Source organism: Nonomuraea sp. NPDC049400 (assembly GCF_044466425.1).
Lineage (GTDB): Bacteria > Actinomycetota > Actinomycetes > Streptosporangiales > Streptosporangiaceae > Nonomuraea.
Genome location: NZ_JBITMP010000021.1, coordinates 161,619 through 182,806, shown reverse-complemented (window position 1 = coordinate 182,806; position 21,188 = coordinate 161,619). Strand labels below are relative to the sequence as shown.

20 protein-coding genes are annotated in these 21,188 nt (G+C 69.1%); 6 read left to right on the top strand and 14 right to left on the bottom strand.

Annotated features, from left to right (window positions below; translation table 11 throughout):
- Positions 1 to 144 precede the first annotated feature (144 nt).
- Complete coding sequence (locus ACIBVN_RS30990) at positions 145 to 477, bottom strand: hypothetical protein (protein ID WP_397142375.1); 333 nt, start codon at positions 475 to 477, stop codon at positions 145 to 147.
- Positions 478 to 1,541: 1,064 nt separating this feature from the next.
- Positions 1,542 to 2,705 (bottom strand): acyl-CoA dehydrogenase family protein, encoded by a 1,164-nt coding sequence (locus ACIBVN_RS30985; protein WP_397142373.1) that lies wholly within the window; start codon positions 2,703 to 2,705, stop codon positions 1,542 to 1,544.
- Positions 2,706 to 2,829: 124 nt separating this feature from the next.
- Here ACIBVN_RS30985 and ACIBVN_RS30980 point away from each other — a divergent pair, with 124 nt between their 5' ends.
- The gene (locus tag ACIBVN_RS30980; protein WP_397142371.1) at positions 2,830 to 4,143 is read left to right on the top strand and encodes a UDP-glucose dehydrogenase family protein; all 1,314 of its coding nucleotides are present in this window, start codon (positions 2,830 to 2,832) and stop codon (positions 4,141 to 4,143) included.
- Between the two features lie 61 nt (positions 4,144 to 4,204).
- On the opposite strand, the gene purE is transcribed toward ACIBVN_RS30980, so the two are convergent.
- Positions 4,205 to 4,705: a 5-(carboxyamino)imidazole ribonucleotide mutase gene (purE, locus tag ACIBVN_RS30975; protein WP_397142369.1), complete on the bottom strand. Its 501-nt coding sequence runs from the start codon at positions 4,703 to 4,705 to the stop codon at positions 4,205 to 4,207.
- Positions 4,702 to 5,850 carry a 5-(carboxyamino)imidazole ribonucleotide synthase gene (locus ACIBVN_RS30970; protein WP_397142367.1) on the bottom strand — a complete coding sequence of 383 codons (1,149 nt, stop codon included), beginning with the start codon at positions 5,848 to 5,850 and terminating at the stop codon, positions 4,702 to 4,704. The genes purE and ACIBVN_RS30970 overlap by 4 nt, the downstream gene beginning before the upstream one ends.
- 280 nt (positions 5,851 to 6,130) lie before the next feature.
- Between ACIBVN_RS30970 and ACIBVN_RS30965 the strand changes: the two genes are divergently transcribed.
- Positions 6,131 to 6,613, top strand: coding sequence for a GtrA family protein (locus ACIBVN_RS30965; protein ID WP_397142365.1), 483 nt, complete (start codon positions 6,131 to 6,133; stop codon positions 6,611 to 6,613).
- Here the strand turns inward: ACIBVN_RS30965 and ACIBVN_RS30960 are convergent.
- Together ACIBVN_RS30960 and ACIBVN_RS30955 are read right to left on the bottom strand one after the other, a co-directional pair.
- A complete protein-coding gene (locus ACIBVN_RS30960) occupies positions 6,597 to 7,877 on the bottom strand; it encodes an ATP-binding protein (RefSeq protein WP_397142363.1) in 1,281 nt (426 codons plus the stop codon). The two genes, ACIBVN_RS30965 and ACIBVN_RS30960, sit on opposite strands and share 17 nt — an antisense overlap.
- Before the next feature lie 4 nt (positions 7,878 to 7,881).
- Complete coding sequence (locus ACIBVN_RS30955; protein ID WP_012888073.1) at positions 7,882 to 8,550, bottom strand: response regulator transcription factor; 669 nt, start codon at positions 8,548 to 8,550, stop codon at positions 7,882 to 7,884.
- Between the two features lie 260 nt (positions 8,551 to 8,810).
- Here ACIBVN_RS30955 and ACIBVN_RS30950 point away from each other — a divergent pair, with 260 nt between their 5' ends.
- Positions 8,811 to 9,284: an RICIN domain-containing protein gene (locus ACIBVN_RS30950; protein WP_397142361.1), complete on the top strand. Its 474-nt coding sequence runs from the start codon at positions 8,811 to 8,813 to the stop codon at positions 9,282 to 9,284.
- Positions 9,285 to 9,329: 45 nt separating this feature from the next.
- Here the strand turns inward: ACIBVN_RS30950 and bfr are convergent, their stop codons facing one another.
- From bfr to ACIBVN_RS30915, 7 genes are all read right to left on the bottom strand, one after another.
- Positions 9,330 to 9,815 carry a bacterioferritin gene (gene bfr / locus ACIBVN_RS30945; RefSeq protein ID WP_397142359.1) on the bottom strand — a complete coding sequence of 162 codons (486 nt, stop codon included), beginning with the start codon at positions 9,813 to 9,815 and terminating at the stop codon, positions 9,330 to 9,332.
- A gap of 15 nt (positions 9,816 to 9,830) precedes the next feature.
- The gene (locus ACIBVN_RS30940) at positions 9,831 to 10,007 is read right to left on the bottom strand and encodes a bacterioferritin-associated ferredoxin (protein ID WP_397142357.1); all 177 of its coding nucleotides are present in this window, start codon (positions 10,005 to 10,007) and stop codon (positions 9,831 to 9,833) included.
- Between the two features lie 113 nt (positions 10,008 to 10,120).
- Positions 10,121 to 10,741 (bottom strand): MBL fold metallo-hydrolase, encoded by a 621-nt coding sequence (locus ACIBVN_RS30935; RefSeq protein ID WP_397142355.1) that lies wholly within the window; start codon positions 10,739 to 10,741, stop codon positions 10,121 to 10,123.
- Positions 10,741 to 11,826: an S-(hydroxymethyl)mycothiol dehydrogenase gene (locus ACIBVN_RS30930; RefSeq protein ID WP_397142353.1), complete on the bottom strand. Its 1,086-nt coding sequence runs from the start codon at positions 11,824 to 11,826 to the stop codon at positions 10,741 to 10,743. The genes ACIBVN_RS30935 and ACIBVN_RS30930 overlap by 1 nt, the downstream gene beginning before the upstream one ends.
- Positions 11,827 to 11,841: 15 nt before the next feature.
- A complete protein-coding gene (locus ACIBVN_RS30925) occupies positions 11,842 to 12,762 on the bottom strand; it encodes an adenylate/guanylate cyclase domain-containing protein (protein WP_397142379.1) in 921 nt (306 codons plus the stop codon).
- Between the two features lie 51 nt (positions 12,763 to 12,813).
- Positions 12,814 to 13,326: a PH domain-containing protein gene (locus tag ACIBVN_RS30920; protein ID WP_349446985.1), complete on the bottom strand. Its 513-nt coding sequence runs from the start codon at positions 13,324 to 13,326 to the stop codon at positions 12,814 to 12,816.
- Between the two features lie 51 nt (positions 13,327 to 13,377).
- Entirely contained in the window at positions 13,378 to 14,199 is an 822-nt protein-coding gene (locus ACIBVN_RS30915) for a biotin--[acetyl-CoA-carboxylase] ligase (protein WP_397142350.1), read from the bottom strand.
- 35 nt (positions 14,200 to 14,234) lie between these two features.
- Here ACIBVN_RS30915 and ACIBVN_RS30910 point away from each other — a divergent pair, with 35 nt between their 5' ends.
- From ACIBVN_RS30910 to ACIBVN_RS30900, 3 genes are all read left to right on the top strand, one after another.
- Positions 14,235 to 16,439, top strand: a complete 2,205-nt coding sequence (locus tag ACIBVN_RS30910; protein ID WP_397142348.1) for an FdhF/YdeP family oxidoreductase — start codon at positions 14,235 to 14,237, stop codon at positions 16,437 to 16,439.
- Positions 16,439 to 17,281 carry a formate dehydrogenase accessory sulfurtransferase FdhD gene (fdhD, locus tag ACIBVN_RS30905; protein WP_397142346.1) on the top strand — a complete coding sequence of 281 codons (843 nt, stop codon included), beginning with the start codon at positions 16,439 to 16,441 and terminating at the stop codon, positions 17,279 to 17,281. Before ACIBVN_RS30910 ends, fdhD begins: the two co-directional genes overlap by 1 nt.
- 65 nt (positions 17,282 to 17,346) lie before the next feature.
- Positions 17,347 to 18,426, top strand: a complete 1,080-nt coding sequence (locus ACIBVN_RS30900) for an epoxide hydrolase family protein (protein WP_397142344.1) — start codon at positions 17,347 to 17,349, stop codon at positions 18,424 to 18,426.
- Positions 18,427 to 18,556: 130 nt separating this feature from the next.
- Here the strand turns inward: ACIBVN_RS30900 and ACIBVN_RS30895 are convergent, their stop codons facing one another.
- Positions 18,557 to 21,178, bottom strand: coding sequence for a phosphoenolpyruvate carboxylase (locus tag ACIBVN_RS30895; RefSeq protein WP_397142342.1), 2,622 nt, complete (start codon positions 21,176 to 21,178; stop codon positions 18,557 to 18,559).
- Between the last annotated feature and the right edge of the window lie 10 nt (positions 21,179 to 21,188).

Here is a 21,188-nt window from a genome sequence, read left to right as displayed (position 1 = left end):
AGCACGGGCACGACCGCACCGGGGAAAGCGACCATCGAAATGCCCAGCATGGCCAGCGTCGCCTCTTGAAGCACCCGCCAGCCGGTGGTGGGGCCGTCGCCGCCCGGCTCCGAAGGATCCGGGGTTTCCCCCGGCACAGGCATCTTAAATCCGTCGGACATTTTCTGTGTTCTCCAGTTCGACTGCTTCCCAGTTTTCTGCCGTCATATACAGTTTGTCGCGATCGCCGTGCAACGCGTCGATGCTGGAAGCAATCGAGCCCTTGGCATCGTCAAGAATCTTGTTGTGCGCAATCGCGAAGGGAAACCACATGACCCCGAACGTGTACCAGGGAAGCCGGATCGTGTCCGGAAATGACTGGGCCTCTGCTAGATAGGAGACGGGGGACCTGGTCTCGCCATCCTCCACCAGTGCATCGCCGAGCGCCCTGATGGCAGGCCGGTCGTTGGCCATCTCCTGGGAATCCTGTACGGGCATGGCGACCGCCTTTCTCCTGAAGCTCGGTGAACCGGTGCACGGCGGCGCCCCCGCGGGGTTCGCGCAACCGAAGAGGCGCCAGCGGACATGAACCAAGCTGCATCGCGAAAGGATCATAACCTCCCGCCGGGCCGTCAGCCACCGGAGGTGTCCAGTTCGGTGTCGCATTCGCGAACGACCTGCTCGTACGGATCGTCCAGCCAGCCGTCGGGCAGCGCGACCCGGCCGCGGCTGTTGGAACGGCCGCGCGGCGCATGGCGCGGTCCTGCAGCCGACGCCGATAGCGGTCATGGACCCGTACGCAGAGCTGGCCGCAACCGCGGCAAGCCACCTCCTCATCCCTGGCCCGCGCCACGATCCTCACCCGATCGTAGGGGTCTTCAACCTCGCGCAGATCAAGACCCGCCAGGTGCGGGAACAGCAGATGCAGGAGACGCACTTCCCCCGCGGTGAGCTCGTGCAGCACAATGACCCTCGCGGTCGTTCTTCGTGATCAAGATCTTGGCGATCCAGATCGTGACAGGACGACCGCTCCCCATGCACACCGTGTTACTAAAGTGCGATCACGCGCGCTTCCACCAATCCGGTCACGCTAGGTAGCGACTCCCGGAAACGCGCCAGAGCCCAATTTCGTGATCGTCGACATCTGGCGCGGACAGGACCTTAGACAAGCCCCATCCTTCCGGCTCGGAAGCACTTTTCTCATCTAGATGATCAGCTCACGCGAATTCACCGCGAAAGCCCGAGGTTAATGTGCTCAGCGGTCACGAGCTCTGCCCGGTCCGTCGCATGCGGGTGCGTGGGTGGCTTCGGCCGCGACCGGCCGAAGAGCCGCCCACGCGCCGCGGACCGCCGCAGGCGGTCGGAGACCAGGTGTCAACGATGATCGTCAGTTTTAGAGTCCCAGAAATCATCGACTTCCATGCCGCGTGATGCTGGCACCCCTAGGCCGCCGTGTAAAGATCACGGAACAGGGACGGAACAGGCGGAGACCGAAGGTCGGCCAGCGCTTCGGCGGACCCGGCCCACCCCATAGGAAGCGCCGGGTTCCCGCATGTCAACGCCTACTTCAGCAACTGCCGAGCCATCACCATGCGCTGGATCTGGTTGGTGCCCTCGTAGATCTGGGTGATCTTGGCGTCGCGCATCATGCGCTCCACCGGGAAATCCTTCGTGTAGCCGTAGCCGCCCAGCAGTTGTACCGCGTCCGTGGTGATTTCCATGGCCGCGTCCGAGGCGGCGCACTTCGCGGCGCTGGACAGGAACGTCAGGTCCTTCTGCGGCTCGCCGTTCATCGCCCGTTCCGACTTCGCCGCCGCGTGGTACGTGAGCTGCCTGGCCGCCTCGAGTTTCATGGCCATGTCGGCGATCATGAACTGGAGGCCCTGGAAGTCCGCCACCGGGCGGCCGAACTGCTTGCGTTCCTTGACGTAGCCGATCGCGTAGTCTAGGGCGCCCTGCGCGATTCCCAGGGCCTGGGCGGCGATGGTGATGCGGGTGTGGTCCAGGGTGGCCAGGGCGGTTTTGAAGCCGGTGCCGGGCGCGCCGATCATGCGGTCGGCCGGGATCCGGACATTGTCCAGGATCACCTGGCGGGTGGGCGAGCCCTTGATGCCGAGCTTCTTTTCCTTGGGGCCGAAGGAGACGCCCTCGTCCGACTTCTCGATGACGAAGGCTGAAATGCCCCTGGCGCCCGCCGACGGGTCCGTCACGGCCATGACGGTGTAGTACTCCGAGACCCCGGCGTTGGTGATCCACATTTTGGTGCCGTTGAGCACGTAGTCGTCGCCGTCCTGCACGGCTTTCGTCTTCATGGCCGCCGCGTCCGAGCCAGCCTCCGGCTCCGACAGGGCGTACGAGAACATGGCCTCGCCGCTCGCCACCGCGGGCAGATAGCGCGACTTCAGGTCCTCCGAGGCCGACAGGAGGAGGGGGACCGTGCCGAGCTTGTTCACGGCGGGGATCAGGGACGAGGAGGCGCAGGCGCGGGCCACCTCCTCGATGACGATGACGGTGGCCAGAGCGTCCGCCCCCGCGCCCCCGTACGGCTCGGGAATGTGTACGGCGTGCAGGTCCGACGACACGAGTGCCTTGTAGACGTCCCAGGAGAATTCCTCGGTCTCGTCAGCCGCGGCGGCGTGCGGGGCGATCTTCTCGTCGGCCAGGGCCCGGACCGTCTCCCTGAGCAGGTCGTGCTCTTCGGCGGGCGCGTAAAGAGGGAAGCTCATGCGCTAGATACTAGGACGTCCGAGCATTTGTTACCAGCTAGTACGGTTTGCGAAGAGGTGCAGGTGGCACGTAGGAGGTAGCGAGTCCCGGTAGCATGCCTGCGCGACCGAAAGGAGCTCACTCGTGCCATATCGCCTCACGGTGATCGGGACCGGATACCTGGGCATCACCCATGCGGCGTGCATGGCTGATCTTGGATTCGAGGTCCTTGGCCTTGACATAGACGAAGACAAGATCGGCAGACTGAACCAAGGTGAGCTCCCGATCCACGAGCCCGGCCTCGAACCGGTGCTCCGCCGCGGGCTGGAATCCGGACGTCTTCGCTTCACCACCTCGTACGAGGAAGTCGCCGCCTTCGGCGACGTGCACTTCATCTGCGTGGGCACACCGCAGAAACGCGGCGAGTACGCCGCGGACGTCACCTACGTGGACAGCGCTGTCGAGACCCTCGCCCCGCTCCTCGACCGGGAGTGCCTGATCGTCGGCAAGTCCACCGTGCCCGTCGGCACCGCCGAGCGGCTCGCGGACAAGCTCTCCCGGCTCGCGCCCGCCGGAGCGCAGGCCGAGCTGGCCTGGAACCCCGAGTTCCTGCGTGAGGGGTTCGCGGTCGAGGACACCTTGCGCCCCGACCGCATCGTGCTCGGCGTACGCACCGAACGAGCGGAGAAGGTGCTGCGTGAGGTGTACGAGCCGCTCGGCGAGGTTCCGTTCGTGGTGACCGATCTCGCCACCTCCGAGCTGGTCAAGACGGCCGCCAACGCCTTCCTCGCCACCAAGATCTCCTTCATCAACGCCATGGCCGAGGTCTGCGAGGCCGCTCACGCCGACGTCAAGCAGCTCTCCGAGGCGCTGTCGTACGACGACAGGATCGGCGGCCGCTACCTGAGCGCCGGGCTCGGGTTCGGCGGCGGCTGCCTGCCCAAGGACATCAGGGCCTTCATGGCCCGGGCCGGGGAGCTGGGCGCGGACCAGGCGCTGACGTTCCTGCGCGAGGTGGACGCCATCAACATGCGGCGTCGCGCCCGCATGGTCGACCTGGCCAGGGAGCTGGCCGGAGGCTCGTTCCACGGCTGCACGGTGGGCGTGCTGGGCGCGGCGTTCAAGCCCAACTCGGACGACATTCGCGACTCCCCCGCGCTGGACGTCGCCGTGACCATCGGCCACCAGGGCGGACAGGTCACCATGTACGACCCGATCGCGCTCGCCAACGCTCGAAAGGCGCACCCCGAGCTGAACTACGGCGAGTCGGCCGTTGAGGCGGTCCGCGGGGCACACGTGGTGCTCCTGCTCACCGAGTGGCAGGAGTTCGTGGAGCTCGATCCGGAGGAGCTGGGCGCGGTGGTCGCGACCCGGCGCATCGTGGACGGGCGTAACGCGCTGAACGCCGAGACGTGGCGGTCCGCCGGATGGCACTACCGCGCCCTGGGCCGCCCGTAGCCCGCTGACTCGGCCGCCGCGCCCGTAGATCTGCGGGCGGGGCGGCCGGTCGCCGATGCGGCTAGCCCTTCAGCTGGGCGGCCTCCGCGCGGAGCTTCTCACCCTTGGCGTACGCCTGCTCCTTCAGCCGCGCCTGGAACTCCTCCATGCGCTCGCGCAGCTTCACGTCTGACGCGGCGAGGATGCGTACGGCCAGGAGCCCCGCGTTGCGAGCGCCGCCCACCGCCACCGTGGCCACCGGCACCCCGGCGGGCATCTGGACGATCGACATCAGGGAGTCCATCCCGTCGAGGTATTTCAGCGGCACCGGCACCCCGATCACCGGCAGCGGCGTGACGGAGGCCAGCATCCCGGGCAGGTGCGCCGCCCCTCCGGCCCCGGCGATGATCACCTGGAGGCCGCGGGTCGCGGCGCTGCGACCGTACTCGATCATCTCGGTCGGCATGCGGTGCGCCGAGACCACGTCCGCCTCGAAGGGCACGCCGAACTCGGCGACGGCCTCCGCGGCGGCCTTCATGACCGGCCAGTCGGAGTCGCTCCCCATCACGATGCCGATGGTCATGTGTACTCCCCGGTGGTGAGGTAGACGGCGGCGTGGCGGGCGCGGGCGCGGACCTCTTCGAGGTTGGAGCCGAGGGCCGTCACGTGGCCGATCTTGCGTCCCGGGCGCACCTCCTTGCCGTAGAAGTGCAGCTTGATGCCCGGATCGTGGGCCAGCACGTGCTCGTAGCGCTTGAACAGGTCGGGCTCCTCGCCCCCGAGCAGGTTGGCCATGACGACGACCTGGGCGGTCATCTTGGGCGAGCCGAGCGGCAGGTCCAGCACCGCCCTCAGATGCTGCTCGAACTGCGACGTCGTCGAGCCCTCGATCGTCCAGTGGCCGCTGTTGTGCGGGCGCATGGCCAGCTCGTTGACCACGAGCCCGTTCGGGGTGTCGAACAGCTCCACCGCCAGCAGCCCGGTCACCCCCAGCTCGTGGGCGATCTTCAGGCCGATGCGCTGCGCCTGCGCCGCCTCCTCGGGGTCCAGCCCGGGGGCGGGCGCGATGACCTCTACGCAGATGCCGTCCTGCTGGACGGTCTCCACGACCGGGTAGCTGACGCCCTGGCCGTGCGGCGAGCGGGCCACCAGCACCGCGAGCTCCCGCTCGAACGGCACGAACGCCTCGGCGAGCAGCTCGACGCCGGTCGCGAACGCCTCCGCGACCTCCTCAGGGGACCGGCACACCCACACGCCGCGGCCGTCGTAGCCGCCGCGCACCGACTTGAGCACCACGGGCCAGCCGTGCTCGCCCGCGAAGCGGGAGACCTCCTCGACCGACGACACGCGGGCCCAAGCCGGGCAGGGCACGCCGATCGCGGTCAGCCGTTCGCGCATGACCGCCTTGTCCTGGGCGTGCACGAGCGCGTCGGCGCCGGGGTGCACGGCCTGGCCGGCGGCGGCCAGAGCCTGGATGTGCTCGGTGGGCACGTGCTCGTGGTCGAACGTGATCGCGTCGCAACCCTGGGCGAACTCGCGTAGATCGTCCAGATCGCGGTAGTCTCCGATGCGCGTGTCGACGATCACGCGTGCGGCGCTCTCCTCAGGGGTGTTGGCCAGCACCCGCAGCTCGATGCCGAGCGCGATGGCGGGCGGCTGCGACATCCTGGCCAGCTGGCCGGCGCCGACGATGCCGACGACCGGTCCGATGGGGCTGTAGGAACTCACGCCAGGTGAGCTTACCGGGACGGAACGACTTTCCCGGACGCTTCGGGCTGGGCGGCCGTTCCGGGTCGCCTTCGCAGGCACGACCGCCCAGCGCTCTGCCCCGCCCGCGTATGCCGGATGGCGCGGGAGGTTGCAACGCAGCGTAATGCCCGGCTTTCGTAAATGACGGGCATAAGACGGTATTTCTAAGCAGGTTCTTCGCGAGGCTGACATCGACCCTACATCGTGACCGGTACGCTGAGGGGGTCAGGCGCGGCGAGGGAGAGGACCGAGCAGAGACGTGAATGTCATAAGACGCCTCTACGAGCGGTTCGCGTCCCTGGTCCACGAGCTGGCCAAGTTCGGCAGCATCGGGGCCATCGCCTTCATGATCGACTTGGGCGTGCTCAACCTCTGCAGCGTCGCTGTGGGATTGGGACCGCTGACCTCCAAGGTCGTGGCGACGACGGTCTCCACCACCTTCGCCTATCTCGGCAACCGCTACTGGACCTTCCGGCACCGCGAGCAGAGCGGGCTGGGGCGCCAATACTTCCTGTTCTTCCTGCTCAACGGCATCGCACTGCTGTTCGGCATGCTGACCATCGGTTTCACCACCTACACGCTCGACCTGCACGACACGCTCAGCCTCAACATCGCCAACATCGTGGGCGTCGGGCTCGGCACGCTGTTCCGCTTCTGGTCGTACAAGAAGTGGGTGTTCCTGGAGGCCACCGAGCCGATCCCGGTGGAGCTGCCCGAGGCCGCGGTCAAGCAGGACCGCTGACCACCCTGTTCCTGCTGCCGTCCTCCTCCGCCGGGCGCAGGAAGATGGCGAACGTGGCCGGGCGGCGCCGTACGAGCTCCAGCCTGCCGCCGTCGGCGGCGGCCAGCGCGCGGGCGAGGGTCAGTCCGAGGCCGGTGCCACCACCGCCGCTGACGTTCCGCTCGAAGATCTTGGGGGCTATCTCGTCGGCGATCCCCGGGCCCTCGTCCGAGACCTCGATCACCACGTAGTTGTCGCCGCTGGTGGAGGTCACGGTGACGGCGCCACCGCCGTGGCGCAGGGAGTTCTCCAGCAGGGAGGCGATCACCTGGCCGAAGCCGCCGGTGGTGGCCAGCGCCTTCAGTCCGCGCCCGCCTTCGAGCCGCAGGGCACGTCCGGCGTCCTTGAAGACCGGCTCCCACTCCGTGATCTGCTGGATGAGGACCTCGTCGATGGCGGTCGGCTCCGCCTGGGCGTGTCGCTGGCGCCGGGCCGCGGCCAGCAGCTCGTCGATCACGGCGGTGAGCCGCTCCGCCTGCACGATCGCCGCCTCGCCCTCCTCGCGTACGACCTCGGGATGCTCCGCGGCGGACACGATCTCCTCCAGGCGCATGGTGAGACCGGTCAAGGGGGTGCGGAGCTGGTGGGAGGCGTCGGTGGCGAACTCGCGCTCGCGCGTGAGCAGGTCGGAGATGCGGGTCGCACTGCGGTCGAGCACCTGCGCCACCCGGTCCAACTCAGGTATGCCGTAGCGGTGTTTGCTGGGCCGGGCATCGCCGGAGCCCAGCCGCTCGGCGATCTTCGCCAGGTCCTGCAGGGGTAGCGTCAGCCGCCGAGACTGCACGACCGCCAGGCTCACGGCCACCGCGAGGGCGGCTCCGGCCAGGGCGACGATGAGCAGGAGGCGTGCCCGTACATCCTGCTCGACCCTATCCCTGTCGCGACTTATCCGGACGTAGACGCCGGTGTTGGTCTGCGCGTCCTCGGTCATGAGGTGACCGGACGGCGGGGCGGTGCCGACCACGGTCACCCGGAGGGGGGTTCCGCGCTCCCAGATCTGTATGTACCGGCCGGGGTATTTCTGTTCCAGCTGCTGAGGGTCGAGCGGTGTCTCCTGAACACGGGCATACTCGACCTCTCCCACGAGGCGCTTGGCCTCCGCCCCGAGCTCCTGAGCCGCCTCGTCGACGATGAGGCGGCTGACGACGACGCCCAGGGGGACCCCCAGCAGCAGGACCGCGATGACCGCGACGAGCAGCGTGGAAGAGAGCAGTCGGCGGCGCATCTCCCTACTCGCGCTCGAACCGGAAACCGACTCCCCGGACCGTAGTGATGTAACGCGGCTTCGCGGCGTCGTCGCCGAGCTTGCGGCGCAGCCAGGAGATGTGCATGTCGAGTGTCTTGGTCGAACCCCACCAGTTCGTGTCCCAGACCTCCCTCATGATCTGCTCGCGGGTGACGACCTTGCCGGCGTCACGTACGAGCACGCGCAGCAGGTCGAACTCCTTGGTCGTCAGGTGCAGCTCCTTGTCCCCCATCCACGCCCGACGCGAATCGGCGTCGATGCGCACTCCCTGGACGACGGGCGTCTCGGAGGTGCCGCGGCGGAGCAGCGCGCGTACCCGAGCGAGCAGCTCAGCCAGCCTGAACGGTTTGGTCACGTAGTCGTCCGCCCCGGCGTCCAGTCCGACGACCGTGTCGACCTCGTCGACGCGGGCGGTGAGTATGAGTACCGGGGTGCCGTGCCCCTCGGCCCGGATTCGGCGGGCCACCTCCAGCCCGTCCATTTCGGGCAGGCCAAGATCAAGAACGATGAGGTCGATGCCGCCCGACAGCGCCCGCTCCAGGGCTTGCGGGCCGTCGGGGCTCACCTCGACCTGGTAGCCCTCGCGGCGCAGCGCACGCGCAAGCGGCTCCGAGATCGAGGTGTCATCCTCGGCTAGAAGTACGCAGGTCATGAAGCGATCGTAGGACCTTAGGCGATCGTTTCCCGGGCACAGCGCCGGGTTTGACTCGTAGTTGACCTATCCATTGACCTGGGCAAACGCGGCTAAATATCGGTTAGTCCGGATTAAATTACCGCTGTTGGCCGGGTAGCCGGGGACACAGGATCATGGCGTGGGCGTTCCGCGTCATGACCAACCCTCCGCGACCGATCAGAACAAAAAGGGAATTGCACGCATCTCACTGATCAATACTTCGCAGGAAGGTCATTGACGTGGTTGCCATTCCCAAGAAACTGTTCGCCGTCACCAGTGTCGCCGCCATGGCGCTGTCCCTGGCCGCCGCTCCCGCCTCGGCGGCGAGCAGGTCGCGCCTGATGAACTCCGCCACCGGGCTCTGCCTGGCTGTGGGCAAGGGCGAGGTGAGGGCAGGCAAGAAGGTCATCCAGTGGACCTGCTCCACCCGCAAGGACCAGCAGTGGATCTACCGGGAGCACAAGCTCGTCAACGCCAAGACCGGCATGTGCCTGGCGATCGCGGGTGGCGTACAGGTCAAGGGCAGGTACGCGATCCAGTGGCCGTGCACCGACGGCGGGACCGAGCAGGAGTGGGTCTACGACAACCAGCACCTGCGGAACCGGGCCACCGGGATGTGCCTGGCGGTCGGCAAGGGAGAGCGCAAGCCGGGCAAGTGGCTCATCCAGTGGACCTGCAAGAACATCTCCGACCAGGTCTGGATCATGCGCTAGAGCCGGCATTGGGTGGGCTCGGGCAGGCCCACCCAATGGCCGTGGTCAGTCGTCGGACGACGGCGGCTCGGCGTAGCGAGCTAGGTAGAGCTGCTCGCCCAGGCTGCGGATGAGGCCGAGCTCTGTCTCCAGGTAGTCGATGTGCTCTTCCTCGTTCTCCAGGATCTCCTCGAAGATCCGGGCCGAGGTGATGTCGCCCTTCTCGCGCATGAGCGCGATCGCCGGGCGCAGGCGCTGCACGACCGAGAGCTCGACCTCGAGGTCCGCCTTGAGCTGCTCCTCGACGGTCTGCCCGATGTGCAGGGTCCCCAGACGCTGATAATTGGGCAGGCCCTCGAGGAAGAGGATGCGATCGGTGAGGCGCTCGGCGTGGCGCATCTCCTCGAACGACTCGGCGCGGGTGTGCTCAGCGAGCTTCGTGTATCCCCAGTTCTCCTGCATCTTGGCGTGGAGGAAATACTGGTTGATCGCGGTGAGCTCGGCGGTCAGCTGTTCGTTGAGCAACTCGATGATCTGCTTGTCGCCCTGCATAGAACGGGCCCCTTGCTATGCGGTCGTCAGTTCTTCAGACCGTTTCAGGATCGCACAGATCTTCCGCACACATCGGGCACAGTCCCCACCAGCACCTGTGGTGTCGCGGATCTGCTTCGCGCTCTTGGCCCCGGCAGCGACGCAGTCGTGCACCTCGTTCTCCGTCACAGCACGACAAATGCATACGTACATCCGGGGACAGGCCTCTCTACAAGCAGCAGCAAAGGTGGAACGCCTTTAGGTTAGGCACACCTAAGGTAGCTCACTTTGGTAAGGCTTGCCTACGTTAGCTAGGCCACACTCTCCTATCTGCCTCGGGCGATCCATTCCTCCAGGTGAGGGGCCTCTGCGCCGATCGTGGTCGAGTCGCCGTGCCCCGTGTGCACGACGGTCTCTGGAGGCAGTGCCAGCAGCCGCTTCCTGATCGAGTCGATGATCGTGTCGAACGAGCTGTACGACCGGCCGGTCGCCCCCGGCCCGCCCTTGAAGAGGGTGTCGCCGCTGAACAGGGCGCCGAGGTCCGGCGCGTACAGGCACACCGCCCCGGGTGCGTGGCCGGGCGTGTGGAGCACCTCCAGCGCGATCCCGCCGACCTCGATCTTGTCCCCGTCGGCCAGCGGCTGGTACGGCACGGTGTCGCCGTACTGCTGCTCCCACAGCACCTGGTCGGCGGGATGGAGCCGGATCGGCGCGCCGGTGCGGTCGGCGAGCGGCTTGGCGGCGTTGATGTGGTCGTTGTGCGCGTGGGTGCAGACGATGGCCTTGACCGTGCGCCCGCCCGCCCGCTCGGCGATCGGCCCGGCGTCGTGGGCGGCGTCGATGACGACGACCTCGCGGGCGTCGCCGACCAGCCAGATGTTGTTGTCGACGTCCCAGGTGCCGCCGTCCAGCGAGAACGTGCCCGAGGTGATGACTCTGTCGATCATCAGAACGTCACCACCGAGCGCAGCACCTCGCCGCGGTACATCTTCGCGAACGCCTCCTCGACCTGGCCGAGCCCGATGGTCTCGGTGACGAACTTGTCCAGCGGCAGCCTGTTCTGCAGGAACAGGTCGATGAGCATCGGGAAGTCCCGTGACGGCAGGCAGTCGCCGTACCAGGAGGATTTGAGCGCGCCGCCGCGGCCGAAGACGTCGAGGAGCGGGAGCTCGAGCTTCATCTCAGGGGTGGGGACGCCGACCAGGACGACCGTGCCGGCCAGGTCGCGGGCGTAGAAGGCCTGCTGGTACGTCTCCGGGCGGCCCACGGCCTCGATGACCACGTCGGCGCCGAAGCCCCCGGTCAGGTCGCGGATCGCCGTCACCGGGTCGCTCTCGCGGGAGTTGACGGTGTGGGTGGCGCCGAAGTCGCGGGCCCAGGCCAGCTTGCGGTCGTCCACGTCCACCGCGATGATCTTCGCGGCGCCGGCCAGGGAGGAGCCGAGGATCGCGGCGTCCCCCACGCCACCGCAGCCGATGACGGCGACGGAGTCGCCGCGGGTCACCCCGCCGGTGTTGATCGCGGCGCCGATGCCCGCCATGACGCCGCAGCCCAGCAGGCCCGCGACCTGCGCGGGCGCCTCCGCGGAGACCTTGGTGCACTGCCCGGCGGCGACCAGCGTCTTCTCCAGGAACGCGCCGATGCCCAGTGCCGGCGACAGCTCCGTGCCGTCCTTGAGCGTCATCTTCTGGCCGGCGTTGTGGGTGTTGAAGCAGTACCAGGGACGGCCGCGCAGGCACGCGCGGCACTGTCCGCACACCGCGCGCCAGTTGAGTATCACGAAGTCGCCGGGGGCGACCTCGGTGACGCCGGGGCCGACCGCCTCGACGACGCCCGCCGCCTCGTGCCCGAGCAGGAACGGGAAGTCGTCGCTGATCCCGCCCTCGCGGTAGTGCAGGTCGGTGTGGCAGACCCCGCAGGCCTGCACGTTGACGACCGCCTCGCCGGGATCGGGGTCCGGCACCACGACCGTCTCTAGGGAAACTTCCTGGCCCTTGGCTCGGGCGATGACGCCCTGCACTTCGTACGGCATGGCAGCCATCTTGTGTCAGGAGGATGATCTCCGCAAGACATAGGGCTGCACCACGCCGAGGCCCCTCGCGGGACGACGTCTTATCTTGTGCAGTTCGAAGCCCTCGAGCCCCTCGGCCAGCGAGGAGTCGACCAGGATCGTGTCCGGTCTGGCGATGGCCGTGAGCCTGGCGGCCAGGTTGACGGTGGTGCCGAAGACGTCGCCCATCGTGGGCAGCACGGGCCCGTACGCCATGCCGACGCGCAGCTCGACGCCCGACTCGACCAGGTCGAGCGCGATCTCCGCCGCCTGGGCCGCCGTCGGCGCGGTGAACAACACCTCGTCACCCAGCGTCTTGACCAGCCGGGCGCCGTGGGAGGCCACCACGTCAGCAGCCCGCGCCTCGAACCCCTCGACCAGCTCGGCCAGCTCCTTCTCGTCGAGCTCGCGGGCACGCCTGGTGAACGACACCAGATCCGCGAACCCCACCGCCATCGTCACCCGGGTCGGCACCAGCTCGTCGTTGCCGTCGGCGATGGCCAGCAGCCGGGTGCCCGCGGCGGCGAGCTGGGCCCGCCAGACATGGACCAGCACGTGCTCGAAGCCGGGCCGCAGCGCCAGCGCCGCGTCGAGCACCCGGGCCAGGTCCTCCTCCGAGGGCTCCTGCGGCAGCATCGCGCCGATCATGATCTCGGCCTGCCACTGCGCCAGCCTGGCCGTGGTCTGGCCGAGCGCGCGGGCCATGCGGATGACGGTCTGCTCGTCGAGCGCGCCGCTGTCGAGCATCTCGCGTACCCGGCGCAGCGCGGCGACGTCGCCGTCGGTGAAGGCCACGGCGTCGTCGGCCCGCTGCGCGAACCCGAGCGCGCGCCAGATGCGCTCGGCCAGCTCCTGCGGCACGCCTGCCTCGTCCGTGACCTGCTTCTTCGTGAAGCGGGGCGACGCGCCGACGAGCATCCGCTCGATCTCCTCGGCGGTCGGCCTGCCGCGGTTGGGGCTGCCCACGCCTCAGCGGCCGTCGATCTCGCCGTCGGAGGCGTCCTCGACGAGCCTGAACAGGTCGGTGCGGACGTCCTGGATCTTCGGGATGTCACGCAGCACGATCTCGCCCCGGTCACCCGCCGACTCGACGGTCAGCGTGCCGCAGCCGAGCAGGCGCTCGGGGAACGTCTGGTCGGAGCTGACCGTGTTGACCTTGGCGATCGGGATCTCGTCGGTCGACTTGTTGAGCACGCCCATGCTGATCGTGAAGCGGTGGGTGGTGAGCACGTAGCCGGTGTTCACCCAGCGCAGGTACGGCACGAGCGTATAGATCGTCAGCAGGATCAGGCCGATGACGACGGCGGCGATCCTGGCGTAGAAGGCGTACTCCCACTCGCCCGGGATGAGGAACAGCGCCGCGCCGACGGCCCCGACGATGAGGATCAGCGCGAAGAAGGGGCCGATGAGCCGCTTCCAGTGGGGGTGGAAGGATCTGACGCGCTGCTCACCCTGCGTCAGATGATGGTCGGGAAGGGTCATGGCCCAAATCGTGCCATCATCGCCGCCCGGCGGCCATGCGGATTCCGCTGCTCATTCCGCTGTCCGTACATGTACGACATCTCCGGCGCTCAGCGTGTAGCGCTCGTCCTCCGACTCCACCTGCAGGTGCCCGAACCGGTCGATCCCCGTGGCCAGCCCGATCAACGCCTGCTCGTTCGGCAGCTCCACCCTGACCCTGCGCCCGACCGTGGCGCTGACCGCCAGGTACGCCGAGCGCAGCCCCGACGCCTCCGCGTCGCCCTCCGCCGCCGTCCAGTCCCTGTAGTGGCTCTCGATCTCCCTGAGCACGGCCCTGAGCAGCGGATCGCGGTCGATGCAGGCCGCCTTCTCGATGATCAGCGAGGTGGCCGTCTCGACGGGCAGCTCCTCCGGCTTGAGCGACACGTTCATCCCCATGCCGATGACGACGGCGTCATCGGCCCGCTCGGCCAGGATCCCGGCCAGCTTGCGCTCGCCGATGAGCAGGTCGTTGGGCCATTTGAGCCGCACGTCCACCTCCGCCAGGCGGCGCACCGCCGAGGCGGCGGCGACGCCGTACAAGAGAGGCAGCCAGCCCTGCGCGGCGACCGGCAGGGCCGGCCTGAGCAGGATCGAGAACGTCAGGCCCGAGCGCGGCGGCGCGGACCAGCTGCGCCCGAGCCGGCCACGGCCCGCGAGCTGCGCCTCCGCCACCAGCACCGCCCCCTCCCCGGCTCCGCCGGCGGCGGCCTTGGCAAGGTCGGCGTTGGTGGAGCCGATGCTCTCCACGACGGTGACGCCCGTCCACAGCGAGCCCGGGCGGACGAGCGCGCGGTTGAGCGCCGTCTCGGAGAGCGGCGGGCGTTCGAGGTCGGAATAGCGCGAGTCGGGCATCCCCCTATCTTGGCAGGTGGGAGGAAAATGAAGTGATGAGCAAGCGTTTGGATCCGCGTAATTGGGCGTCCTGGCGGCCGTTCGGCATCGGGTTGCGCAAGCCGAACAACTACCTGGAGCTCTGGAAGGCGTTCAAGTCGGTCAAGGGCAACCGGCGCTACGCATGGCGGATACTCAACCAGGGCACCTGCGACGGGTGCGCGCTCGGTACGCAGGGCATGCGTGACTGGACGATGGACGAGATCCATCTGTGCAACATCAGGCTGCGCCTCCTGCCGCTGAACACCATGTCCGCCCTGGACATATCCCTCTTGAGCGATGTCTCGGGGCTCGCGGGCAAGAAGAGCGCCGAGCTTCGCGAGCTGGGGCGGTTGCCGTACCCGATGCTCCGCAAGCAGGGCGAGCCCGGCTTCACCCGGATCAGCTGGGACGAGGCGCTGCGCGTCGCCGCCGACGGCCTGCGCGGCGCGCGCTTCGGCGCGTACCTGACCAGCCGCGGCATCCCGAACGAGAACTACTACGCGGCCCAGAAGGCCGTGCGCGCGCTCGGCACCAACAACATCGACAACGCCGCCAGGATCTGCCACTCACCCTCGACGGTCGCTCTGAAGCAGACCATCGGCGCCGCGGCCACCACCTGCTCGTACGCCGACTGGATCGGCTCGGACCTCATCGTGTTCATCGGCTCGAACCCGTCGAACAACCAGCCGGTCGCGATGAAGTACCTCTACCACGCCAAGAAGGCGGGCACGCGGATCGCGATGGTCAACGCCTACCGCGAGCCCGGCATGGACAAGTACTGGGTGCCGTCGAACGCCGAGTCCGCCGTGTTCGGCACGAAGATCACCGATGAGTTCTTCGGCGTGAACGTGGGCGGCGACATCGGCTTCCTCAACGGCGTGCTCAAGCACCTGATCGAGAACGACTGGGTGGACAAGGAGTTCGCCGGCCAGCGGACGACTGGCTTCGAAGAGCTCCGTGCGAAGGTCGCGAGCCAGTCGTGGGAGGAGCTCGAGGCGCTGTCCGGGGCGTCCAGGGACGACATGCACCGCCTGGCCAGGCTGCTGGGCGAGGCGAAGTCGGCGGTGCTGGTGTGGTCGATGGGCATCACGCAGCACGCGTACGGCGAGGACAATGTCCGCGCGATCGTGAACCTGGCGCTGGCCAGGGGCTTCGTGGGGCGCGACAAGTGCGGGCTGATGCCGATCAGGGGGCACAGCGGCGTGCAGGGCGGGGCGGAGATGGGCGCGTACGCGACCGGGCTGCCCGGCGGGCTGCCGATCACGCCAGAAAATGCCACGAAATTTACGGACATGTGGGGGTTCGAGGTCCCGGACGCTCCCGGTCTGACCGCGACCGACATGATCGACGCCGCCCACCGCGGCGAGCTCGACGCGCTGGTGTCGAGCGGCGGCAACTTCCTGGAGGTCCTGCCCGACCCGGCGTACTGCCGTGAGGCCCTGTCGCGGCTCAGGCTGCGGGTACACATCGACATCGTGCTGTCGTCGCAGATGCTGGTGCCGGGCGAGGGCGACGTACTGCTGCTGCCCGCCCAGACCCGCTACGAGATGGTCGGCGGCGTGACCGAGACCTCCACGGAGCGGCGGATCATCTTCTCCCCCGAGGTCGAGGGGCCGCGGATCGGCGAGGCGTGGCCGGAGTGGAAGATCTTCACGGAGCTGGCCGCCCGCACAAATCCCGAAATTTCGGCAAAAGTTCGTTTCACCGGCACGCCGCAGATCCGCGCCGAGATCGAGCAGGCGGTCCCCTTCTACGAGGGCATCGCGGACCTGAGGAAGTTCGGCGACAACGTCCAGTACGGCGGGCGCCACCTGTTCGCGGGCGGCCGCTTCCAGACCGCCGACGGGCTGGCCAGGTTCTCCGCCGTCGAGCTGCCCGCGCTGGAGCGCCCGGACGGCGCGTTCATGGTGGCCACCCGGCGCGGCAAGCAGTTCAACAGCATGGTCCACGAGCGCCTCGACGGCTTCAACGGCGCACCGCGCGAGGCCGTGCTGATGAGCGAGTACGACGCCGACCGCCTTGGCCTGCCCGACGGCGCCCCCGTCGAGCTGCGCTCCGGCGAGCGCACCTACCGGGGCAAGGTCCTGCGGGCCCCGGTGATGCCGGGCAACCTGCAGATCCACTGGCCGGAGGGCAACGTCCTGCTGGACGAGGCCCGCCGCTCACCCGACGCGCGCATCCCCGACTACAACGCCCTCGTCACAGTGCGGGCGCTGTGATGACGACGCGCCCGGGGCCGACCAGCCGCATCAGGATCATGGAGCTCTCGGGCTCCGCCGCCAGGGAGCGCCGCGACGACCTGGCCACGGAGGAGCCGCTGGAGATCCGCCTCACCGCGTCCGACGGCACGCGCAAGACCGTGGCCATCACCATGCGCACTCCCGGGCACGACTTCGAGCTGGCCGCCGGGTTCCTGCACGGCGAGGGCCTGGCCGGCCCCGGCGAGATCGCGGCCATCGCGTACTGCGTCGACGAGGACCTCCCGCCCGAGGCCCGCTACAACACGGTGACGGTACGCCTGCACGGCCCCATCCCCGACCTGCCCGCCCTCGACCGCCACTTCCTCACCTCGAGCGCCTGCGGCGTCTGCGGCTCGGCCGGCCTCGAGGTGCTGCACGACCGCTGCAAGCCGGTCCCCCGGGGCCTGCTCGAGCTCACCCCCGAGCTCCTGTACGGCCTCCCCGACCGGCTCAGGAAGGCACAGGGCGTGTTCGGCAAGACGGGCGGGCTGCACGCGGCCGGGCTGTTCTCGGCCGCCGGAGAGCTGGTGGCGCTGCGGGAGGACGTGGGGCGGCACAACGCGGTGGACAAGCTGGTCGGCTGGGCGGCGCTGACCGGACGGCTGCCGCTGGCCGAGCACGTGCTCATGGTCAGCGGGCGGGCCAGCTACGAGATCATGCAGAAGGCCCTGGCAGCGGGCATCGCGGTCGTGTGCGCGGTCTCGGCGCCGTCGTCACTGGCGGTCGACCTGGCCAGGGAGTTCGGCATGACGCTGGTGGGCTTCCTGCGCGGCGAGCGCTGCAACGTCTACGCGGGCCCTGAACGAATCGCTATGGAATAAACCATTCCGTTCTGATACTCTTGGAACAGAACAAACCGTTCCGCTTCGTCAAGAGGAGCCTCGCCGTGAGCATCCGCCCCTTCCGCATCGAGATCCCGCAGGCCGACCTCGACGACCTCCAGGCCCGCCTCGCCCTGACCCGCTTCGCGGACGAGATCCCCGGCGCCGACCAGGGCGTCAGCGTCGAGCGGGTGAAGCGCCTGGTCGGCTACTGGCGCGACGGGTTCGACTGGCGGGCGCAGGAGGCCAGGCTGAACGCGTACCCGCAGTTCACCACGGAGATCGACGGGCAGAACGTCCACTTCATCCACGTGCGCAACGACGACCCGGACGCCCTGGCGCTGATCCTCACCCACGGCTGGCCCGGCTCCATCGCCGAATACCTCAACGCCATCGAGCCCCTGTCACGCCGCTTCCACCTGGTCATCCCGTCGGTGCCCGGCTACGGCTTCTCCGGCCCCACGCACGAGCTGGGCTGGAACAACCAGCGCATCGCCAGGGCGTGGGCCGAGCTGATGTCCCGGCTGGGCTACGAGCGCTACGGCGCGGTCGGGAACGACGGCGGTTCGATGATCTCGCCCGAGGTCGGCAGAGTCGACCCGGACCACGTGGCAGGCGTGCACGTCACCCAGCTGTTCTCCTTCCCCTCCGGCGACCCGGCCGAGTTCGCCGAGCTCAGCGAGGAGGACCAGGCGGGGCTGGCCGTGCTCGACTGGTTCTGGAAGGAGAAGGGCGCCTTCAACGTGCTGCACTCCCAGCAGCCGCAGACCCTCGCCCATGCCATCGCCGACTCCCCCGCCGGGCTGCTCGGCTGGCTCGCCCAGCTCTTCGAGGAGGACCTGGACGACGACTTCGTGCTGACCAACGCCTCGATCTACTGGTTCACCGGGACCGCGGGGTCGGCGATCCGGCAGTACTGGGAGAACGCGCGCATGGAGCAGCCCAAGGAGCCGACCACCGTGCCGACGGCGCTGGCGATGGCCGAGGGCGACTTCAAGTCCATTCGCCGCTTCGCCGAGCGCGACCACGCCGGCATCGTCTCCTGGAAGACGCTGCCGGCCCCGGCGCGCGGGCACTACACGGCGCACACCGCGACAGAGGCCCTCACTTCTGACGTCATCGCCTTCTTCGAGAGCCTCGGCTAGGCCCCGCGCTCTGCGACCCACCGCACTTCGGCCGGGGTCCCTTTGGAAGGGAGGAGCGAGGGTGGCGGCGCCCCACCACCCACCGCACTCCGGTGGAGGTCCTTTGGGAAGGGGACGGTGGCGGGGCGGGTCAGCCGGTGTTCTGCAGGCCCGCCGCGACGCCGTTGACCGACAGCAGCAGGAGCGTGGACAGGCGCTCGCGCTCCTGCTCCGACGGGGCGCCGGTGCGCAGCGCGCGCAGGGCCCGCAACTGCAGGTGCGACAGCGCGTCCACGTACGGGTCGCGGAGCTGGACGGCGCGCGAGAGCACCTTGCGGTTCTCCAGCAGCCGCGTGTGGCCCGTGACCCTCAGCACGAGGTCGCGGGTCCTGTCGTACTCCTCCAGCACCTGCCGGCTGAAGTCCTCCCTGCCGCCCAGCGCCAGGTAGCGCTTGGCGATCGAGCGGTCGGTCTTGGCCAGCGACATCTCCGCGTTGTCGAGCATCGCGTTGAACAGCGGCCACTCCGCGTACGCCGCCCGCAGCTCGTCGAGGGAGCCGACCGAGGCCAGGCCGGTGCCGAGGCCGTACCAGCCGGGCAGGTTGACCCGCGTCTGCGCCCACGCGAACACCCACGGGATCGCCCGCAGGTCGTCGAGCGAGCGCGGCGCGCCGAGGCCGCGGCGGGCGGGGCGCGAGCCCAGGCGCAGCGTGCCGATCTCCTCCAGCGGGCTGACCAGCCCGAACCACTCGGGGAAGCCCGGCGCCTCGGTCAGCGCGCGGTACGCCTGCTCCGACGCCGTGGCCACCTGCTCGGCCAGGCCGCGGAAACGCTCGGCGGCGGCCGCCGTACGGTCGCTGACGGTGGGCGAGGAGGCCAGCAGCACGGCGTTGGCCACCTGTTCCATGTGGCGGCGGGCGATCGCGATGTGGCCGTAGCGGGCGAAGATGACCTCGCCCTGCTCGGTGACCTTGAACCGGCCCGCGACCGAGCCGGGCGCCTGGGCCAGCACCGCGCGGTTGGCCGGCCCGCCACCGCGCCCGAGCGCGCCGCCGCGGCCGTGGAACATGCGCAGCTGCACGTCGTGCTTGGCCGCCCAGGCGGTCAGCTCCTCCTGCGCCTCGTAGAGCCGGAGCGTGGCGGCGGCGGGGCCGAGCTCCTTGGCCGAGTCGGAGTAGCCCAGCATGATCTCCATGCGCCGGCCGGTGGTCGCCAGCCGCTCCCGCACCTCGGGGATGTCGAGCATGCCGGTCAGCACGTGCGGCGAATTGGCGAGGTCCTGGCCCGACTCGAACAGCGGCACCACGTCGAGCACGGGAGCCCGCTCGCCGAGCGCGTGCCTGGCCAGCTCGTAGACGGCCGCGAGGTCGTCGGCCGAGCGGGTGAACGAGACCACGTACCGGGAGCAGGCCGTGACGCCGAACCGCTCCTGGATCCAGGCGATCACCCGGATCGTGGCCAGCACCTCCTCGGTGCGCTCCGACAGCTCGCCGCCGGCCCTGATCTCCTCCAGGGCGGCCGCGTGCACCTGGGAGTGCTGGCGCACCTCCAGCTCGGCCAGGTGGAAGCCGAACGTCTCGACCTGCCAGATGAGGTGCTGCAGCTCCCCGTACGCCTGGCGGGGCGCCGAGGCGGCCAGCGACTCCTGCCCCAGGCGGAGATCGGCCAGCAGCTCGGCGGGCGAGCGGTAGGCGAGGTCGAGGTCGCGGCGGCGGGTGGCGGCGATGCGCGCGGCCACGAACAGCAGCCACTGCCGGTGCGGCTCGCGCGGCGAGCGGGTGGCCAGCTCGGAGACCACGTCGGGATAGGCGTCCACGGCCGCCGCCAGCGCCGACTTCAGCCCGGGCGAGGGCGGGGCGAGCAGGACGGAGGCGGTCAGCGTGCGGGCGATGCGCGTGCAGGCGGTCTCGAGTGCCGTCAGCACGTGCTCGGACTGGATCTGGATGGTCTCGCGGGTGACCCTGGACGTGACGTTGGGGTTGCCGTCGCGGTCGCCGCCGATCCAGCTGCCGTACCGGATGAAGGGCCGGGCCTGCGGCGGGCGGGTGCCGGTGCGCTCGTCGAGCGCCGCGTCGAGCGAGCGGTAGACCTGGGGCACCATGCGGAACAACGTCTCGTCGAAGGCGGCCATGGCCGTGCGTACCTCGTCGAGCGGGTCGAGCTTGGTCGAGCGCAGCTGGGCCGTACGCCACAGGAGGTCGATCTCCTCCAGCATGCGGCGCTTGCTCTCGGCGCGCTCGGAGGCGCCGCGTCCCGGAGCGTTGTACTCGGTGAGCTGGCCGCTGATGCGCTGGATGGCGGTGACGACCGCGCGCCTGCGCGCCTCGGTGGGGTGCGCGGTGAGCACCGGGTGCAGCTCCAGGCCCTCCAGCAGCTCGGCTACGCGCTCGTGGCCCAGCTGCTGCACTGCCTGGGCCAGCGACTCGCGCTGGACCCTGCCCTCGGCGTCGCGCTCGCGCAACGTGCGGATGCGGTAGTGCTCCTCGGCGAGGTTGGCCAGGTGGAAGTAACAGGTGAACGCGCGGGCGACGGCCACCGCGCGTTCGATCTCCCATCCCTCGACCATGGCGGTGATCTCATCGGCGGAGACCTCGCCCCTGCGTGCTGCGATGACAGCCTTGCGCAACCGTTCGACGTCGGCCAGCAGGTCTTCGCCCCCCTGCTCGGCGAGCACCTGGCCGAGCAGTTTGCCGAGCAGGCGCACATCGTGGCGTAGCTCGTCCGGCATCTCGGTTACGGCGGCGCTGCGACGCTCGAGCCCCTGGTCAATCATGTTTTGAAGG

What these genes read in the sequence shown, in the direction of transcription:
- ACIBVN_RS30990 (WP_397142375.1), bottom strand. Translation starts at nt 477, where the DNA reads ATGCCCGTACAGGATTCCCAGGAGATGGCCAACGACCGGCCTGCCATC.
- ACIBVN_RS30985 (WP_397142373.1), bottom strand. Translation starts at nt 2,705, where the DNA reads ATGAGCTTCCCTCTTTACGCGCCCGCCGAAGAGCACGACCTGCTCAGG.
- purE (WP_397142369.1), bottom strand. Translation starts at nt 4,705, where the DNA reads ATGACCATCGGCATCGTGATGGGGAGCGACTCCGACTGGCCGGTCATG.
- ACIBVN_RS30960 (WP_397142363.1), bottom strand. Translation starts at nt 7,877, where the DNA reads ATGCGCCGCCGACTGCTCTCTTCCACGCTGCTCGTCGCGGTCATCGCG.
- ACIBVN_RS30955 (WP_012888073.1), bottom strand. Translation starts at nt 8,550, where the DNA reads ATGACCTGCGTACTTCTAGCCGAGGATGACACCTCGATCTCGGAGCCG.
- bfr (WP_397142359.1), bottom strand. Translation starts at nt 9,815, where the DNA reads ATGCAGGGCGACAAGCAGATCATCGAGTTGCTCAACGAACAGCTGACC.
- ACIBVN_RS30940 (WP_397142357.1), bottom strand. Translation starts at nt 10,007, where the DNA reads ATGTACGTATGCATTTGTCGTGCTGTGACGGAGAACGAGGTGCACGAC.
- ACIBVN_RS30935 (WP_397142355.1), bottom strand. Translation starts at nt 10,741, where the DNA reads ATGATCGACAGAGTCATCACCTCGGGCACGTTCTCGCTGGACGGCGGC.
- ACIBVN_RS30930 (WP_397142353.1), bottom strand. Translation starts at nt 11,826, where the DNA reads ATGCCGTACGAAGTGCAGGGCGTCATCGCCCGAGCCAAGGGCCAGGAA.
- ACIBVN_RS30925 (WP_397142379.1), bottom strand. Translation starts at nt 12,762, where the DNA reads ATGCTCGTCGGCGCGTCGCCCCGCTTCACGAAGAAGCAGGTCACGGAC.
- ACIBVN_RS30920 (WP_349446985.1), bottom strand. Translation starts at nt 13,326, where the DNA reads ATGACCCTTCCCGACCATCATCTGACGCAGGGTGAGCAGCGCGTCAGA.
- ACIBVN_RS30915 (WP_397142350.1), bottom strand. Translation starts at nt 14,199, where the DNA reads ATGCCCGACTCGCGCTATTCCGACCTCGAACGCCCGCCGCTCTCCGAG.
- ACIBVN_RS30910 (WP_397142348.1), top strand. Translation starts at nt 14,235, where the DNA reads ATGAGCAAGCGTTTGGATCCGCGTAATTGGGCGTCCTGGCGGCCGTTC.
- fdhD (WP_397142346.1), top strand. Translation starts at nt 16,439, where the DNA reads ATGACGACGCGCCCGGGGCCGACCAGCCGCATCAGGATCATGGAGCTC.
- ACIBVN_RS30895 (WP_397142342.1), bottom strand. Translation starts at nt 21,178, where the DNA reads ATGATTGACCAGGGGCTCGAGCGTCGCAGCGCCGCCGTAACCGAGATG.